Below are 17,310 nucleotides of genomic sequence, written 5' to 3'. Positions count from 1 at the left end.
CTATCCATCATTGCATCAATATATTCTAACAAGCGAATGCCAAAAAGGCAATTTCGGGAAACTTTCTTAAATCCCGTTCGCGAATAGGTTAGCGGAAAATTGGAAGAAGACATTAAATATGCTTTGGAATTAGTGGAAGAGATTAAGAGAATTCACCTGCAAAACGAAGATGTAATTCCTTATTCCGATACTTTCATTCGGGAAGCAAGCGCACTAATCTATCAAGATGCTTCTAAAGTACGGAAAATCCTAGAAATTCTGCGTGAAGCGAAGTATATTTTTATAATCAAAGTCGTTTTACCGGATCCTCATACTGGAATTAGAAATCAAGATATGGGCGTGGATGCCTACATTTATGCGGATTCTAAGATAGTGGGCGAAATTAGGTCGTATGCGGAAAAAAAAATTAGAGCAAATATACGAAGCAACATTTTTCAAAAAGAAATCGCCGTTTTTAATTACGAGGGAATTGTTTCCGAAAATTAGAGAACATAATAATACCCTTTTGGGACGATACGTAAATGTCACAGTCATGCTCCAAGAATTCCAAAGAGTTCTCAATTCATTCCCCTTTGACTATGAAGATACTCGTCGGAAAGAGATTCTTACTAGTATTATCGAAAGAGTCGAAGTAAAAGAACCTACGGAAATTGACATTCCCGATCGCATTAGCACGGCAGAATATTCCGAATTTCCTAGCGACGATCACATTCTGGAGAGAATGACGTCCGTCGAATCGCAAATAAATCCGAGCAGTCCGTGGGCTAAACTGATATCCAGAGTTCCGGTAACGTTCTTAATCCAAATCCATTTAAGAAAATTTGAATTTGATACCGTTCGGATATTGATACAATCGGGAAAAATATCCGAGATGAATGATCTTAAATGGATACGAAATAGCTTGCGGAAAATGGAAAAGGATGTTCCATTCGATGCTATTGTCGGACGGGCTTCTTTCAAAATAACGGACCTCCGCAGACTAGTTCAAAAGAAAATTAATACTATTGCCGGAGTCGTTGCCCCCCGACTTAAATGATCCTAGCGCGTATTCGACGGGCATTTTATTCGGCGTTTCCATGTTAACACCGACAGGTCCCACATATACCAAAGCGTGGGCATGCTTGGGAGAAGCGACGACTTTCACCGTACTTGCTTCGCAATCGAAGACCGTGTTAAAGCTCGCATTGATTTCCGCTTCGGTCGAATTGTTTCCGCTGGCAACGCCTTTCCTAAATAATCAATACCGAATTTAAAACCGGCGTTCCGGCTCTTTCGAATCAATACCGAGTAGAGGAAGCTAAATTTCTGCTCGTTGAATTTCCGAGCGAAACTACCGCAAATATCGGCGATAAGGCGGATTTAGCTCTCGTTCGGCATTCTACCTCGAGTTTAAGAAAATGACCGGAAGTAATCGCAAGATGTTCCGACGAGGCAATCTGAGTTAAAGGAAAATTCCGGAGATTAGGCAAAGAAAGTTCGCAGAGAAATTTTTATGATAAAGATATCGGGCTTTCAAGGATCGGTAAAGAATTCGTCGCTAAACTGCGAATTCTCCACGATTCGGCTTTCCAGCAGGTTAAAAGCTACCCGCCTAAAATAAGGACGAATCAGTTTTTCGTAAAAATCCTTACTTCTTTCGTGCGCAAAGGGATCGGAAAAATAAATTTCTTTTTTCATACGCGTATAATCTTTCTTAGTCGGGACCGTGAAATAAAGATATCGAACGATCGAATGAAGTTTTCCGAATACTCCTTTCAGTTCGTCCTTCTCAATGTACTGAACGACCGAATTGCAAATCCCCAGGTCGAAAGGAGCTCCCACAAAATATTTCGGATCCATCTCTTGAATCGTGCTATGTAAAAAGGAAAGGTTATAACCTCGAATCCACTTTTGCGATCCGATTGCGTCGATCATCTCTTCGGACGGATCGATCCCGAAAATTCTGCCGGGTTGAAAGGCTTTTACCATTTCTTTAAGGAGTAGCGCTTTTCCGAAACCAAAGTCGGCCAAACTATAGACCGGGATTTGCATCAACTCCATCAGAGATTTAATATACTTCGCATGCTCTCTCGCATTAAACGAAGCGTCTACGTCCACTCCAGTTCCGTAAATCTCCTTCCAATAAGACCTTTCGAACGGTAGGCCGTTTGCCCCATATGCGATATAATCGCTATCTTTTTTATCCTTCTTTCCGGAGATCATGAACGAGGGATCTTCGACGAAGTTATCGTCCCGGTCAAAAATGCGCGAAGGCGATCATAGCCCGAGTCGCTTTCCAATTCTTGCCTGGCGACTACCGACTTATGCTTCAAGGTTTTCAAACTCGCGTCATTCTGTATTCTCTTCCACAAAAGACCGTTGATCAAAATCCGATCCCCCGAAACGAATAGATACTGAGCGGACTTGGACTTCACTTCGCGCTGCAACAGTTTTCTATCTACAGGCCAAATTTCCGAAATTAGAATATAATCGTGATCGGAAAAACCGTCCCTCTCTTGAAAGGATAATTTTTGCTTCGTATAAAAGTACACATACGCTGCGGTATCACCGTTTACGAATATTCTTTCGTTGGTATCGAGAACTCCCCTTCCCCTTAACGAAACAATATCTTTAGATAAAGAATTCAGTTTTACGGAATCCAATCCGACTACCGGCCGAACCGTAAAGTATCCGGACGCAGCAAGGAGAAAAAACATTGCGATCGATGCCGGGAGCGAATTTAACTCCCTCTCGGAACGAAGCAGAAAAGTCCCCGCCCCCAAAATGAAAACGAAAGTTCCGAAACCTAACAAATAGCTCCAAGCCTGACGGCCCATATAAGCAAACGATTGTTTTCCGTAAAAATCCAAATTACCTAAAAGTATTACCGTAACGACAAAGATCGATAGATAACCGAAAAGAAATAATTTCGGTATATTTCTTCGTTTAAAAAAGACGGACTGGTTTTTCTTTTTTTCTCTCAGCCCGACCGTGCCGGCCTTAATTACGAAAATCGTAAAGCCTACCAAAAAGAAGGTAAAATGAGAGAATAATCCGAGTAAAGTACAGGATACAAGAATGAGTAGATCGACTACGGTTTCCATCCTGAACGATAAAAAAAGCAAAAGTAAAAAACTAAAACTGACTAATTCGGGTAGATGCTGAAACGGAACTCCGTATACCATAGGGTTTATCGCCCCGAGGTAACAGAGCAAATATTGGTTGAGTTTCCAGGTTTCCCTCTCGAGCAAATATGCGCAGAGATGGACGGAGACACTCAGAAAAAAAGCGCCAAAAGATACGTAAGCCGGGATATAATTCAAACTTAGGACGGACTTCCACAGAGAAAGCAAAAGAAACGCCAGAGGTTCGTGAGGGGAAAGGAATCTTCCGTCTTCTTGCAAAGACCGAAGTTCTGCTAAGATCCGATATGATTCTCCGTTGCTGGGCTCTCCGTGCCAAGAATAGAGAATCGTCAAAAGTCCGGTTAGAAAAAGGACCGAGACCAAAATAAGGAAGGGATTTGCTTTTCTGTTTCGTTCCAAGTCCATCTTTGAGGTATTTTCATTCTTCCGGATTTCGGAGCAACGTTAAAAATTTAGGTGAAATTATACCAACACATTTTGAACTAAACTAAGAGGCATATTCCCCGAGGACTCAAAGATGGAAAGAAAAGATCACATCCTTTACGATAAAAGTGGGAACCCTAGCAAGGAACCGGCTTGGATTTTCAGAACCTACGCCGGGCATACGAATGCAAAGGAATCCAACGAGCTCTTCCGCGAAAACCTTTCGAAAGGCCAAACCGGACTATCCATCGCTTTTGACCTCCCCACACAATGCGGCTATAGCTCGGATCATCCGATCGCGAGACCTGAAATCGGCAAAGTTGGAGTTCCCATCAACACTCTAGAAGACTTCCGAATCCTATTCGATAAAATTCCGATCGAAGAGATGAACACTTCGATGACGATCAACGGCACTTCGATGTGGTTATTATCACTTTACGTCGCTTTGGCGGAAGAAAGAGGCGAAGATGTTACCAAACTTCAAGGTACGACACAAAACGACATAATCAAGGAATATCTTGCGAGAGGAACATATATATTTCCGCCCGAACATTCGATTCGGATCATCGTGGATATGTACGAATACTGCCTAAAGAAAATCCCGAAATGGAACCCTTCCAATATTTGTTCGTACCATTTGCAGGAAGCCGGAGCCACTCCGGTTCAAGAACTCGCGTTTGCTCTTGCCACAGCCATCGCGATATTGGACGCAATAAAAGATAGAAATTGTTTTACCCACGAAGAATTCGAACAATGCGTCGGACGAATTTCATTTTTCGTAAACGCCGGAATTCGCTTTATCGAGGAAATGTGCAAAATGCGCGCCTTCACGGAAATGTGGGACCGGATCACGGCGAAAAACTACGACGTGAAGAACGAGAAATTCCGTCGTTTCCGCTATGGGGTGCAAGTGAACTCTTTAGGTTTAACGGAAGAGCAACCGGAAAATAACGCCTGGAGAATTCTGATCGAAGCTCTTGGTGTAACTCTAAGCAAAGACGCTCGTTGTCGAGCTCTCCAACTTCCTGCCTGGAATGAAGCTCTCTCCCTCCCCCGTCCTTGGGATCAACAATGGTCGCTTCGTTTACAGCAAGTGCTCGCGTACGAAACCGATCTTTTAGAATATCCCGACTTGTTCGAAGGATCAACGGTCGTAGCAAGCAAGGTCAAGGAACTGATCGAGAATGCAACGAAGGAAATCGAAAAGATCAAAGAAATGGGCGGCGCAATCAAAGCAATTGACAACGGGTATATGAAAACACAGCTCGTGAAATCGCAGGCGGAAAGATTAGCTAAAATTAATAATAACGAACTCATCATCGTAGGAAAAAACAAATGGCAGGAGGGAACTCCTTCTCCTCTTACGAACGATTCCGACGGAGGCGTCTTCAAAGTAGATCCTAAATCGGCGGAGCAAACTCTCAAAGTACTGGCGGATGTAAAAGCGAAACGCGATCCCAAGAGAGTTGCGGAATCTTTAACAAGATTGGAAGAGGATGCTAAGAACGGCAAAAACCTAATGTACGCCTCCATCGAATGTGCAAAAGCCTTGGTTTCTACGGGAGAATGGTCCGACGTATTGCGTAAAGTGTTCGGAGAATACAGACCGGCAACCGGAGTCGAGGGGCAGAAATTAAATTTGGAAACTGATAAGGTCACACGCGTCCGTTCCAAAGTGGAAAAGTTCCTGAAGGATACCGGCGCTCGTCCGAAAATCGTTGTCGGCAAACCCGGATTAGACGGACATTCCAACGGGGCCGAAATGATCGCCGTTTCCGCGAAGCATGCCGGATTCGATGTTATCTATTCAGGAATTCGTCTGACTCCGGAGGATATCGTTCAGTCTGCAGTGGAGGAAAACGCGAATGTTATCGGCGTATCCATTCTATCAGGATCTCATGTTGAGTTAGCTCGGCAGATCTTTGAAGAATTAAAGCATTATAAGGCGGATATTCCGGTGGTCTTCGGCGGAATCATCCCTCATTCCGATTTTGAAGCGCTCACCAAAATCGGAGTCAAAGCGATATTTACGCCGAAAGATTACGATCTAATGGACGTTATGGAGCGTATCATCGATATTCTTGCCAAGGCCCCCGTCGCCGCCTAAACTATGGCGGTGCGGTACACCTCTACAGAACTCAAAAATTTAATTCAGGAAGCCGCGTTGGGGGAAAAATTTCCCTTAGCGAAGCTGATTACCGAATTAGAAAAGCCGGATTCATTCGAATTTCGTAAAATTCTTTTTCAAGAGTTGAGAGAGCAAGGCTTTACCGAAAAAAAGGCTCTGACCGTAGGTTTAACCGGAACGCCAGGAGCGGGAAAATCCTCCTTATTAGGAGAATTCTCCACGGAATTTCTGAAAGCGTTTCCCGAAAAGAAAATGGCGATCGTCGCGGTAGATCCGTCTAGCCATATCAGTGGCGGGTCTCTCTTAGGAGACAGGACAAGGTTGTCTCTTCCGCCCAGGGAAAAGAGGCTTTATTTCCGATCCCAACCGAGCCAATTAGAATTGGGCGGAGTCAATCCTTATACGTATCACGTTATTCGTCTTTTGCGCTGCTTCTTCGATTTTGTTTTCGTGGAGACGGTAGGCATCGGACAAAATGAGATCGAGGTATCCAAGTTAGCGGATGTCTCTTTTTTAGTCCTCGTCCCTCTCGGCGGAGATCAAATTCAATTTATGAAAAGTGGTATCATGGAGGTCCCGAACGCTTTTATCTTGAATAAATGCGACGAAGAATCCTTAGCGTTGGCCAGCTATCATACGTTGACTAATACACTCGAATTCTTGCGAGACCTTACCCCGGGAGGAGCCATACCTCCCGTCTTTATGACCAGCGTTAAGACAAAGCGTGGCATCCAAGAATTACTGCAATATATCGTATCCCAAACTCCCGGATCCAAAAGAGATCTCGAAACCGCAATGCAAGTACGCAAATGGATCAAAAACGAATTTGGAAATTTCGGCCTACAAGTCCTCTCAAACATTCAATTTCCGGAAAACGGATCCTTTGAACATTGCGAAGTTTTGGCCTTAGCGGAAGTGCGTAAAAAATTGAAGGATTAAATTTCAGTGTCTCTTCTCCGGACATCCCTTTAAACCGTTCCTCGGCTTCTTTGCAGGAAATTCCGCTTTAAAATCCTACTTGCAATTCTCGGATTCCGTGTTTATAAATTATTGATAGGGCGGGAAATTGGAAGAGAGTTTCCGGAAATTCGACGAAATATTATACATAGATTTTACACCGATTTGAAAATTTCGTGAACTTATAGACTCATATCTGAATACCGGAATTTTTCCTTGTCCGTCTTGTAATTTCGATTTTTGGGACCGATCCGCTCGATCTTGCTTATTTTTTTCTACCAAATGAATAATTCGGTTTTTACAACTGTTATTATAATCGTATCTGTTAAGGAATCTCACTTGAAATTGAGAGAAGACTGGGTTGGCGGAAAATCGGCGCTATTCCGCGTAAACACGATCAAAAGAATGTAAGACAGAGATGTATAAAAAAATTATCATTCCGATCTTCTGGATCTCTTTTTTAGGAATGGGATGTTACCAAGGACCCAATTCGGGCCCTCTAGATTTTTTAATCTTTTCCCAATTGAGTTCAAACGTAAATACTCCCCTTCCGATCCAAGTGCAAGTTTCAGGTCTGCCCGCCCTTGCTTCGGTAAGCGTCAGCGATTCCCTAGGGGAAGTTCTTACGTTCAACAGTAACGGCATTCAGTCGTTTCCAACCAAGCAACTTCCCGGTACGAATTACGCTTTAAGCATCACTAGTCAACCTGTCGTAACCCCTCAGATTATTTGCCAAATTGTAAACCCTAATAGCCAGGTCCTTTTTCCTTCAACCGTCGTGCAGGTCCAATGCGGAGTGGCATTCTATCCGATCAGCGTAACTGTGATTGGAATCGCCGCAGGTAATACGGATACTTTGATCCTTTCCAATAACGGAGCGGATCAGTTATCGATCACAAACAATGGAACGCACCAATTCGCGACAACGATCGCAGACCAGCAATCTTTCGCTGTAAATATCTTTCAGGCGTTGCCCGACCAAACTTGCGTTTTTCGCCTGGCACCGTCGAACACCGGAATCGTAAACGGAGTCGCTCCTCCGGCGGCCATCTTAAATTGCTTTAGCCCTACTTTGGTCTCACCCGCGGACAACACCGCGATTCTAGTAACGGATACGATTAACATTACGTTATCCGAAAATCCTGTCGTTGGAAGCTGCGTACTCGATGCGACCGTCGCCGCTAACCCTACCAATTTAGGTCCGTATGCGACGATGTCGGTCCTAGGCAACGTTCTTACGATTACTCCTAATGCGGGAAGTTATAGTCCGACTCTTAATCCGCCTTTAAACGTATACTTAAAAATCACTGGATGTACCGATACGGGGGGAAACGCTTTATTAGAGGGAGCTCCTTTACAGGAAAATTATTCCCTTGTGGGAAACCGATATTACGTTTCCACCACCGGAGTCGATGCGGCCGCACCGGCCTGCTCGACGCCCGCTGCGCCCTGCGCAACGATTCAGCAGGGAGTCACTAATTGCGCAGCGACTTCCTGCCATGTTTTCGTATCGCAAGGTACATACACTGTCGCAGCTCCGATCGCTCTTTCTCAAAAAACTTCAATTATGGGGGGATACGCGCCGGGCTTCGGAAAGAGATCGCCTTCAAAATACCAAACGATCATCAATGATGGAACCGGAGCTTGCGGTTTCGCATATGCGACGCCCTGCGCGCCGATCACCGTTTCGCTAGGAGTTTTAACCGCGAACGAAGTCGTAAAAATTTCCGGCTTCGGCATCATCGGATCTGCGGATCCGACAAAAGCGTATACGACGGGTATTTTCATAAACGGCTCGATTCCTAGCCCAGGTTTATTATATATCTTTGAAAACACGATCGTCGGGGGGCAACCTGGATCGGCGGGAGGACTTTTATCCGGGATTCAGATGGTAAACAGTAATAATACGATCGTCGAATACAATACGATTTACGGTGGTGGCGGAGGCGCTTCATCCGCTGGACTAGTAGCCGACGCCTCGTCCGGAATCGTATCTTGGAATCAGATCAGCGGATATAATTCGGTAGGCGCGGTCTTTCCGACCAACTATTCGGCTGGAATCGAAATGCGCAATATGACTGCAGCAAACACGTTGGTGATCAATTCCAATACGATTAATCCTCTTGCATACATCGACCCGAGCGTCAGCGCTTCCAATTTTTTAGGAATTTTCATCCAAGCAAGCAACACTTCCACGAATAACGTTTCCATTCTTGGAAACAGCATCTATGCCGGGAACGGAACTTCGACCAACTCGAATGCGATTCGTTACGGTATGATATCTTCCCAAGTGCGGTTACTAAATAATCAATTGCTTACTCCTAGCCCGGGATTCACCTGTCTATATCATACGACCACCGCGAGCGCTACGTCTTCCATTCAAGGAAATAATTTTTACGGATGCTCCACCTTAGCTTATGAGGCGGGGACGGTGAGTTCATATTCATCTATTTGTCCCGGAGGAATTATCGGAGGTCTTAGCTCTACCGCATGCGGCGTCCCGACATATCTATCCGGAGCCGGGGCAGCGTCGCAAAACTACGCGCAACCTCCCAGCTTTGTCGCGGCGACGGACATATATCATACTTTTATGCTGAGTTCCAATTCCTCCTGCTACTCCGTATACGGAGGAATCAATGATAATGTACTTCCGCCGTTTACTACTTCGGACATAGACGCACATCCTCGAACCCAAAATGTCGTCGTCGCTGCCCCGTCCTTTATTCCGGCAGGCGCATACGGTTATTCGATCGGGGCTTTCGAGTTTAACGGTTCTTGCAAGTAATAGATTCGCTTACCGACATCCCGAATCGATATCGAGACTCTTAATTAGGGCGGCCCCCTTCTCTTCGTTCAGGGTCACGCTGCTCCGGGCTCCGCTATCGCTTCGGTCGCTGCGACGTTTTCTTTCGATGATCCTTAAAAAGGGGTGAATTGTCGCTGCGACTGCTTTGCACCCTACGCATCGTTGCCGCATAAGCAACGCGAATAATTCTTACTCGGTTCCTAATATAACATAAAAGTAAAGTTTCCCCTGCTTATACCCCGCTCCAACGCCTATATCGTTTGCAAATCCAGTCTTCGCAAAGCTCGGATCTTTGACTAATCGATCCGCGTTTACGGAGATTGTATCCGGTCCGATATCTTCCACGATCCAAGCTTCCAATAGCAGGCCTTTGGCCGAATAACCCTGATCCTTTAGGGAAGTATTATAGTCTTTCTTGTCTCCGGAAACCATTCCGATCGCAAGATCTTGCGCAGCTTTCTCAAGCTTAACTGATTTTGCGAGCAATGGAAGTCCAGATTCGAGCCTAACTCCGTTAATCCTTTCCAAAAAGGAGTTCCGAATCCGATTTAAAAAAGAATCCGAGCCGTAATAAGAATCTTCAGGCGCCTCGTCAAGGACCTCCACCTTTACATCCATATCATAACGAATTCCGCGACCATCGTAAGAGGAATAGTAATAAAGATAATTTTGAAGACCGGAATTAACGGCTATCTTGCGATTTCCAGGAAGGGGAACTTCTTCTTTTTCACCGCGATTGAATGATATATGATTTTTATCCATAGAACCGACCGTAGGAACGGCTCCGAACATTGCAGGATCGGCAGGTACCCAACCTTTTTCTGAGATGTAAAATTCAGTCCAAACATGCCAATTCCAGTCGGTACCATTCTTAAGAATTCCCCCGGAAACGAATCTAGTCGGGATACCCTGGCTACGAAGCATGGATTGCAAAACGCGACTTAAAGCGCCGCAATCCCCTCCTCCGTTCGCAAACGTCTGACTGATCGTGGCATATTTTCCGGTATTTTTCCATATTAGTTTTTTCTGAATTTCTTTGATCGATTCCCGGGCAAAATCGAACGGCTTAGACGTTCTTTTCGCCGCGGAAGCCACCAAAGGTCTTATATTGGGATGACTCGGATCCAGTTGTTCGTGTTTACCCGTATAACGCATCACTAAATCGGAAGTCGGATCGTATTTTACATCCGCGCCGAAAAAATCCGGATCCCAGTCCGCCCGATATGCTTTTACTAAATGAGTAATTTCAACTTCGGGAGCGGAATCCTGGGAAGTAATATACAGAAATTTTTGCTGAGAATCGGGCGAAATTACGATATCGCCCGCATTGTATTTTATACCGGAAATTTCTCTAGACTCGTCGTCTTGCGGAATCGGAATTAGAATTTCTATCTTAAACTCGCTCCCGACCGGAATGGAGGGCTGACCGCTCGCAATCCTAAGTTTACGAGTGATTTTAAACCGCTGGGGAAATCGTTTTAATATCGGCTCTCCCGAAAAAACATCTTTGATGCCAGTCCTTCTTGCAGAGGGACCTCCAATTGCGGAGCCGGTATTCAAAAATAAGAATAGATAGACAAGCGAGATTGCAGAAACGAGCCTATCAATCATATATTATGAAATACGTATAAAGCGAATTAGAATCGGAGAAACCTATAAAGCAAACTTCTAAAAAAGCTCAAAATAGTCCCGAGTAGCATTTGCTTTCCGGCCTCGGCATAGATCTGTCCTTGGGTCGGAGCTGCGGGTGCTTGGCCGTAGCCCTGACCGGCGGTTTGCGCGGTAGCGTTCAGATATTGTTTCTTTTGTTCCGGCGTTAGGGCATTCCAAGATTCAGTAGAGAATCCGGTGGGTATTTGTTCGTTTTGCGAATCCATGGAGGGATGTTATCGATCGATTCAAGTTAGTCAACATTTTATCTACAAACTTACGCGATTAAAAATCCCGAAATTTTTTTTCGAACGCGTTAGAACTCGAAAAAAGATACGTCATATCGTACATGAAATTGGTACAGATTTTCATCTATATCTTTTTATTCGGGCTTGCTGTAGCGTTCATACCATCCAATGAATTTTCCGGAGAAAAAGAAAAATTGGAAAGTTCCCACACATCGCAACTTCCTTGAATCTCCGCAACGCTCTCTTGACGGAATTCCTCGATACAGAAGGCTTCTTAAGGTTTTTAATCCCTAAGATTAATCCATTCTATCTATCCCTCCGATAAAATCCCGAAAAAGGGAATTTCAACGAGAGCTGGCGATATCGTTACGCTTCTAAGCGAATTCTAAAAATCAAAAAGGGACATATATTTTTCCCATTCATCGTATTGTAATATTTAAGACGTGTTATAGGCGATTCCGTCGGGCGATTCTATAAATCCTGTCGAAATTGCCGGCCATTGAATCGAAAATTTTTTCAAAAAGTTCCCTCCTTTTTCGCAACAAACCTTAAATCTCGGGCTCGTATAAAGAAAAAGGTACAACCGAGAGGAGCCCTTCATGGCAATCATTCTAAGCTTTTTCGCAGGACATTGGTTTTTAGCGGCCTTTGTGCAGTCTTTTTTCCTGCACCGCTATTCAGCCCATCAAATGTTCAAGCTAAACCGTTTCTGGGAAAAGTTCTTTTATTTCTTTACGTTCTTCGTTCAAGGGTCTTCTTATTTAAATCCTCGCGCATATGCCATACTACATCGTCAACATCATGCATATAGCGATACCGCTAAAGACCCGCATTCACCTATCGCTTCTACCGGCTTCTTGGATATGATGTGGACTACCGCAGTGACGTACGAAAACATTCTAAATCATAAAACGGATGTCGAAAAGGAATTCAGAGGAAACTATCCCGAGATGCCGTTCTTTGATCGATTTGCGGATTCTTGGTTCGTTCGTTTATTCTTCGGAACTTCTTACACTCTATTTTATATAGCGTTTGTTCCGGGAGACGCTCTCTGGCTTTATGCGCTTCTTCCCATTCATTATTTAATGAGTCCGGTTCATGGCGCGATCGTTAACTGGTGCGGTCATATGTACGGATATCGGAATCATGCAAAGAATCCGGATAATTCAAAAAATACCCTGCCGATCGATATTCTGATTCTCGGAGAGTTGTACCAAAACAATCACCATGCTCATCCGAATTCTCCGAACTTCGCGTTTCGTTGGTTTGAAATCGACTTTACTTATCAAGTTATGAAAGCTCTGCATTTCCTAAGAATCATCAAAATTCAAAGAGCCGTTTGGACCGAAAAAGGAAGGCAAGAACTTCCCGGAACTCCTCGCTCTCCCCTTGCCGACGTTGCATAAAAGTTTTTAGGAAATTCCCTCGCGTAAATTTACGCGAGGGAATTTCTTGACTAACGTTTTAGTCGTGATTTTCCTTCCGAAGCTTTCCTAAATCTCCCAACATTTCTTTTTCGTATTCTTCTTTGAGCACCGAGTAAAATTCCGGCTTCAATTCTACTTTTCCGTTTAGAACCAACTTGAAAAGCCTGCGCACCAGATCTTCCTTTTCGAATCCGGTAAAAATCCATTCGATAAGCTCCAGAGCCAGATCCAATCGACCTTCGACGGCGATGGTTTTATGCAAAACCTCCAAGAGCTCTAATTCTTTTCCAAGTTCCAAAAAAGAACGAAACTGACTAGGCATACTCTGTAAAAGCACCTGTTTTTTAGAGTTCGGAGTAAATTGAAATTCTTTGATACCCTGATTTAAATGGGAAAGTATTGCCGCTTCCGTTTCCTGGATAGGAGTTCCTAGCCTCTCCAAAGTTCTACCTAGGACTTCCCCGAGAACAAAGTCCTGCAGTGGGCGAAACGGGTACCCTTGTTTTTGAGATTCCTGCGATTCCATCTTTCTTCCCTCGATATCAGGCGGAAGAAGATATTCCGCTCCGAATTTTTGAAAAGGTTGAAAACCTCGACATCTTATGTCAACTGCATCGACCTTCGCCTAAACGCCAAAATGCGATTCCGACCCGTATTTGTAACGGTATTTTCACGATTCCTTAGTACCGTTGGGATCATTAAAGCGTAAATTTTAGATCTCGTTGACTAAACGAGGAATTACTAGGCTGAAAATTCTAAGCGTTCTCATTCAATTTCTGCAAAGTCAGTTTCAAGTTTCCGGGTAACTTTATGAGTTTTAGACAAAAAATCTTCATTATTTTAGGAGCTAGTCAGCTCCTTCTCGTTCTCATACTGGCTTTTACGTTCATTCAAATGATCGATCGAGTCAAAAACGAGCCGCAGAACAAGAGAGCTCTGGATCGAGCTTTTGAGTTTCGCAAAGAACTACAACATAAAGACGAGGTGATTCGTCTCTTATTAAAAGAAATAGAAAGAAATCAAAAGACTAGATCCATTCTGGAAAGCGGACTAAATAATAATCGGCCTTTGCTCTTAGCCAATTTCGACTATATCAAAGGTATCATGGCGCAATACGATCTATCGATTTTCGAACTCCTGGATACCAAGGGAGTCGTCTTTTTTCGATTTCATCGCCCCAAAGATTTCGGCGACGATAAATCCAAACAAAAAATCGTGCAAGAGGCATTGCAGGGAGGTGGAGCGTCTACTTTGGAAATCGGCCATAGCGGCTTAGGTCTTCGCATCACCGCTCCGCTCCGTGGGGGGTTGATGCTTGTAGGGCAGGTGGTAAACGAAAAATTTCTCAAATCGATCGTCGGATCCGAAGACGTTCATATGGCGATCTTCGAAAAGGGAAAGCTTGTAGCATCCTCCGACACTCTCATCGCAAAATATTTGGAACAAAAAACGCTGGCCTCCCTGAACGACGGAACTCGACTAAAGTTCGAGGATAAGCACCTCTATCTCACGAAAATACCGTACGAAGGCCTAAGCAATTTGAAATTGGAATTCGTATTGATGATCGACGAAACCGATCTATATGAATCTACTCGGAACCTTTGGATCTATTGCGGATTGATCGCGCTCTTCGTGTTCGGAGGAATCCTAATCACTTCTTATTTCTTCTCACGCGATATTATTCATGCCGTCAAAGCGTTGAACTTTGCCATGAAAAACCCCGCGGAAGACGAGTCAAAAATCGTGGATCTAGAAAGGTCGGACGAACTGGGTGAAATGGCGGAAGTCTTCGTGGGAATGAAAAAAGACCTACTAGATCACCAACTCTTTTTGGAAAAGAAAGTCGAGGAAAAGACTCACGAACTTCAGGAAACCTTAACCGATCTACGTGCTCTGAAGGAAAAGCAGGACGGAGATTATTATCTCACTTCCCTACTTCTTCGGCCATTAGCGACGCTAGATTACAACGGGCCGTCCACTAAAATCCAATCTATCTTAAGACAAAAGAAAACCTTTACTTTTAGAAAAAGAGATTCGGACATCGGCGGCGATTTGGTTTCGATAAGCGAAATCACTCTTTACGGAAAAAAATATCTGGTGCTGATGAACTCCGACGCGATGGGCAAGTCGATTCAAGGCGCCGGAGGTGCTTTAGTTATGGGCACCGTATTCAAGGCGATTCTGACTAGAACTCAGCTTTCCAGGACAAACCAACGGAAAACTCCGGAAAAATGGCTGAAAGACTGTTATACTGAATTGCAAAACGTATTCGTAACATTCGACGGGACCATGTTAGTTTCCGCTTTAATTTGTCTACTGGACGAAGAGACCGGCGCCCTTTATTCCCTGAATGCGGAACATCCAAATATGGTGCTATATCGCGACGGCAAAGCGACCTTCCTGGATCCGGAGTTAGCGCTACGAAAATTAGGATTTTCGGAGAACTCTACCGAGCCGTTGGTCAGAGTTTATAAGTTGGAAAAAGGGGATGTGGTTTTTATCGGATCCGACGGTCGAGACGATATTTTAATTACTGATCCTAATAAGGAAGAACCTTCTATGAACGAAGATGAGTTCTTATTTCTTCGATTCGTGGAACTTGCCAACGGAAATTTGCAAGATCTTGAACGATTAATTTCGGCGGCGGGAGAGATTTCGGATGATTTAAGTCTAATGAGGGTCGGATTTAAAGAAGCAACCGTGCCCTCCGAGCCGAAAATCGTACCTGAAGAATACAATCAGCTTTTGCAGGAAGGAATTCGGGAATACAAGAAAGGAAGTTACGAAAAAACTAAAGCGCTATTCAAAAAAGCCCTAACACTGGACGACTCCGACCCGGCGCTTCATAAGCAGCTTGCACGAATTTGCATTAATGCGAAGGATTACGAGGAAGGCGCGAGTTATTGCGAAGCCTACCTCTCCAAGGTACCGTTCGATAACGAATATATCTTTTACACTTCGTATTGCTTAAGAAAAACCAAGGATTATTGGAAGTCATTGGAGTATTCCGAAAAATTACGTTCCCGAGAACCCGAGAACGTTCGCAACCTAAAACATCTAGTGGCCTTATATCGACTGACAGGAAGCCGGACAAAATTCAGGACGACCATAGCCGTTTTAAAGCAAATCGTCTCTCGGAAGGACCCCGAACGCAGCGATAGTACGGAGCCGGCTCTAGTCTAAAAGCGCCGGAGTTTTCTGCCCAAAAGACTTTTTTTCGTTTCCGACCGGCGGAAACCGATTTGATATTGGTAAACGATGCCGCTCGAAACGCTACAACGTTTGCGATCCGTTTTGGTCGTGATTAAACGGACTAAATACGAATTGGATGTGGAAACTTACGGTTCGCTCGAAGAATACAAACGGATCGCCTCGCTCCAAAATAATTCCTTTGATAGAGTTTACGAATCTCACATTAGGCAAGTTAAAAGTCGGGAAGATATAAAGAGGCTATTCCCGAATGCGACTCTGATTTTTCGGGAAGGTTTGGATACGATAGATATCTCGGCATTCGAACTCGTAATCGCGTTAGGAGGAGACAATCATTTCACGTACGTGGCGCACCACACCGTGGAGAACTTAGTCTTAGGTTGTAATTCCGACCCGGCGACTTCCGTCGGAGCCCTGCTTTCTTTCCATGTAAACGATATCGAAGAATCTTTAAGGCAGAACTGGACGGATGTAAAAATCGAACAATGGCCTTTAATTAACGTTAGGATCGAATATCCGGACGGAAGAACCGTTAAAACCTTCCAAGGAATCAGCGAAATTTCGATTCGAAATAATAGCCCGGATTTAACCAGCCGATTCCTAATTTCCCACGAAGGGTCGGTAGAAGAGCAGAAATGTTCCGGTTTGTTGGTTTACACTGGAGCGGGTTCTACGGGCTGGGTTATGTCTTGCGAAAATAGAGACGTAAGTTTTGACAAGCAGAAGCCATATTTCAAAGTGTACTGTAGGGAACTTCGAAAGAAGGAAAACGTAAAATACAAATTGGATCATTTTACGGTAAAGGAATCATTTCGTCTTATTTCCGAAATGTGGGGCGGGATTTCGATCGACTCCTTAGCCGAGCGAATTTATGATTTTCCGCCAGGCGCGAAAGCCGACTTTTCCGTATCTCCCAAACGATTGCAAGTGGTTGTGAAAAAAAATGGATAGTTTAACCATCCTAGAACAAGACGCAGGAAGTTCGATTAAGGTGTACTTAGTTTCCGGTCGTCTGGACGAATCTACCTTTCCCCAATTCAAGGAAAAGGTATTGGAAGTCACACACGCCCATAATACGATATTAAATCTGTCCGATTTGAAATATATTTCCAGTTCAGGAATCCGCGCGATTTTCGAATTAAAGAACCGATTAACTCAGGAAGGCAAAAAATTGATTCTTACGGAAGCGGGAGAAAAGGTGATCCAAATCTTTAATCTCTTAGGGCTATGGAAACCGTTTGCTCACTTCGAAAAAGAAGAAGACGCTATTGCCGCCTGCCTGAAATAATTTAGACAGCTTCACGAACATTTTTTACTTTCCACATACCGGGAAACT

At 44.2% G+C, this 17,310-nt stretch carries 14 protein-coding genes and 1 pseudogene; 9 read left to right on the top strand and 6 right to left on the bottom strand.

Annotation, left to right across the window (positions count from 1 at the left end; translation table 11 throughout):
* Window positions 1-99 precede the first annotated feature (99 nt).
* Window positions 100-486 carry a hypothetical protein gene (locus LEP1GSC050_RS21080; RefSeq protein WP_020987093.1) on the top strand — a complete coding sequence of 129 codons (387 nt, stop codon included), beginning with the start codon at window positions 100-102 and terminating at the stop codon, window positions 484-486.
* On the top strand, window positions 470-1,036 hold the full coding sequence (locus LEP1GSC050_RS21075) for a hypothetical protein (protein WP_232225654.1): 567 nt from the start codon (window positions 470-472) through the stop codon (window positions 1,034-1,036). Before LEP1GSC050_RS21080 ends, LEP1GSC050_RS21075 begins: the two co-directional genes overlap by 17 nt.
* 30 nt (window positions 1,037-1,066) lie before the next feature.
* On the opposite strand, the pseudogene LEP1GSC050_RS21290 reads toward LEP1GSC050_RS21075, so the two are convergent.
* The 3 genes and pseudogenes from LEP1GSC050_RS21290 to LEP1GSC050_RS04895 all read right to left on the bottom strand — a co-directional run.
* A pseudogene (locus tag LEP1GSC050_RS21290) lies at window positions 1,067-1,234 on the bottom strand (hydrogenase-4 subunit G); the annotation flags it as partial.
* A gap of 278 nt (window positions 1,235-1,512) precedes the next feature.
* On the bottom strand, window positions 1,513-2,202 hold the full coding sequence (locus LEP1GSC050_RS04900; protein ID WP_010568320.1) for a class I SAM-dependent methyltransferase: 690 nt from the start codon (window positions 2,200-2,202) through the stop codon (window positions 1,513-1,515).
* Complete coding sequence (locus LEP1GSC050_RS04895; protein ID WP_010568321.1) at window positions 2,199-3,530, bottom strand: hypothetical protein; 1,332 nt, start codon at window positions 3,528-3,530, stop codon at window positions 2,199-2,201. The genes LEP1GSC050_RS04900 and LEP1GSC050_RS04895 overlap by 4 nt, the downstream gene beginning before the upstream one ends.
* Before the next feature lie 112 nt (window positions 3,531-3,642).
* On the opposite strand from LEP1GSC050_RS04895, the gene LEP1GSC050_RS04890 reads away from it, so the two are divergent.
* The 3 genes from LEP1GSC050_RS04890 to LEP1GSC050_RS04875 all read left to right on the top strand — a co-directional run bounded on the left by LEP1GSC050_RS04890 (window position 3,643) and on the right by LEP1GSC050_RS04875 (window position 9,418).
* The gene (locus LEP1GSC050_RS04890; protein WP_010568322.1) at window positions 3,643-5,655 is read left to right on the top strand and encodes a protein meaA; all 2,013 of its coding nucleotides are present in this window, start codon (window positions 3,643-3,645) and stop codon (window positions 5,653-5,655) included.
* Window positions 5,656-5,664: 9 nt separating this feature from the next.
* The gene (locus LEP1GSC050_RS04885) at window positions 5,665-6,615 is read left to right on the top strand and encodes a P-loop NTPase family protein (RefSeq protein ID WP_040911134.1); all 951 of its coding nucleotides are present in this window, start codon (window positions 5,665-5,667) and stop codon (window positions 6,613-6,615) included.
* Between the two features lie 436 nt (window positions 6,616-7,051).
* Window positions 7,052-9,418 carry a right-handed parallel beta-helix repeat-containing protein gene (locus tag LEP1GSC050_RS04875; protein WP_010568325.1) on the top strand — a complete coding sequence of 789 codons (2,367 nt, stop codon included), beginning with the start codon at window positions 7,052-7,054 and terminating at the stop codon, window positions 9,416-9,418.
* 210 nt (window positions 9,419-9,628) lie between these two features.
* On the opposite strand, the gene LEP1GSC050_RS04870 is transcribed toward LEP1GSC050_RS04875, so the two are convergent.
* Entirely contained in the window at window positions 9,629-11,050 is a 1,422-nt protein-coding gene (locus tag LEP1GSC050_RS04870; protein WP_010568326.1) for a transglutaminase-like domain-containing protein, read from the bottom strand.
* Between the two features lie 26 nt (window positions 11,051-11,076).
* Entirely contained in the window at window positions 11,077-11,316 is a 240-nt protein-coding gene (locus LEP1GSC050_RS04865; protein ID WP_010568327.1) for a hypothetical protein, read from the bottom strand.
* Between the two features lie 620 nt (window positions 11,317-11,936).
* On the opposite strand from LEP1GSC050_RS04865, the gene LEP1GSC050_RS04860 reads away from it, so the two are divergent.
* Window positions 11,937-12,743 carry an acyl-CoA desaturase gene (locus tag LEP1GSC050_RS04860; RefSeq protein WP_010568328.1) on the top strand — a complete coding sequence of 269 codons (807 nt, stop codon included), beginning with the start codon at window positions 11,937-11,939 and terminating at the stop codon, window positions 12,741-12,743.
* A gap of 58 nt (window positions 12,744-12,801) precedes the next feature.
* Here LEP1GSC050_RS04860 and LEP1GSC050_RS04855 read toward each other — a convergent pair whose 3' ends face one another.
* Complete coding sequence (locus LEP1GSC050_RS04855; protein WP_010568329.1) at window positions 12,802-13,290, bottom strand: hypothetical protein; 489 nt, start codon at window positions 13,288-13,290, stop codon at window positions 12,802-12,804.
* Between the two features lie 284 nt (window positions 13,291-13,574).
* On the opposite strand from LEP1GSC050_RS04855, the gene LEP1GSC050_RS04850 reads away from it, so the two are divergent.
* From LEP1GSC050_RS04850 to LEP1GSC050_RS04840, 3 genes are all read left to right on the top strand, one after another.
* The gene (locus tag LEP1GSC050_RS04850) at window positions 13,575-15,947 is read left to right on the top strand and encodes a SpoIIE family protein phosphatase (protein ID WP_010568330.1); all 2,373 of its coding nucleotides are present in this window, start codon (window positions 13,575-13,577) and stop codon (window positions 15,945-15,947) included.
* Between the two features lie 75 nt (window positions 15,948-16,022).
* On the top strand, window positions 16,023-16,925 hold the full coding sequence (locus LEP1GSC050_RS04845; protein ID WP_010568331.1) for an NAD(+)/NADH kinase: 903 nt from the start codon (window positions 16,023-16,025) through the stop codon (window positions 16,923-16,925).
* Complete coding sequence (locus LEP1GSC050_RS04840) at window positions 16,918-17,262, top strand: STAS domain-containing protein (protein ID WP_010410078.1); 345 nt, start codon at window positions 16,918-16,920, stop codon at window positions 17,260-17,262. Before LEP1GSC050_RS04845 ends, LEP1GSC050_RS04840 begins: the two co-directional genes overlap by 8 nt.
* Window positions 17,263-17,310: the final 48 nt, after the last annotated feature.

This window comes from Leptospira broomii serovar Hurstbridge str. 5399, from assembly GCF_000243715.2.
GTDB lineage: Bacteria > Spirochaetota > Leptospiria > Leptospirales > Leptospiraceae > Leptospira_B > Leptospira_B broomii.
Note: the sequence above shows the minus strand (reverse complement) of the source record. Positions and strands in the feature narration are given on the sequence as shown.

Bases quoted from the DNA above. Each gene is read 5' to 3' on its own strand.
- LEP1GSC050_RS04860 (WP_010568328.1), top strand. From the start codon at position 11,937: ATGGCAATCATTCTAAGCTTTTTCGCAGGACATTGGTTTTTAGCGGCC.
- LEP1GSC050_RS04855 (WP_010568329.1), bottom strand. From the start codon at position 13,290: ATGGAATCGCAGGAATCTCAAAAACAAGGGTACCCGTTTCGCCCACTG.
- LEP1GSC050_RS04850 (WP_010568330.1), top strand. From the start codon at position 13,575: ATGAGTTTTAGACAAAAAATCTTCATTATTTTAGGAGCTAGTCAGCTC.
- LEP1GSC050_RS04865 (WP_010568327.1), bottom strand. From the start codon at position 11,316: ATGGATTCGCAAAACGAACAAATACCCACCGGATTCTCTACTGAATCT.
- LEP1GSC050_RS04900 (WP_010568320.1), bottom strand. From the start codon at position 2,202: ATGATCTCCGGAAAGAAGGATAAAAAAGATAGCGATTATATCGCATAT.
- LEP1GSC050_RS04890 (WP_010568322.1), top strand. From the start codon at position 3,643: ATGGAAAGAAAAGATCACATCCTTTACGATAAAAGTGGGAACCCTAGC.
- LEP1GSC050_RS04840 (WP_010410078.1), top strand. From the start codon at position 16,918: ATGGATAGTTTAACCATCCTAGAACAAGACGCAGGAAGTTCGATTAAG.
- LEP1GSC050_RS04845 (WP_010568331.1), top strand. From the start codon at position 16,023: ATGCCGCTCGAAACGCTACAACGTTTGCGATCCGTTTTGGTCGTGATT.
- LEP1GSC050_RS04870 (WP_010568326.1), bottom strand. From the start codon at position 11,050: ATGATTGATAGGCTCGTTTCTGCAATCTCGCTTGTCTATCTATTCTTA.
- LEP1GSC050_RS04875 (WP_010568325.1), top strand. From the start codon at position 7,052: ATGTATAAAAAAATTATCATTCCGATCTTCTGGATCTCTTTTTTAGGA.
- LEP1GSC050_RS04895 (WP_010568321.1), bottom strand. From the start codon at position 3,530: ATGGACTTGGAACGAAACAGAAAAGCAAATCCCTTCCTTATTTTGGTC.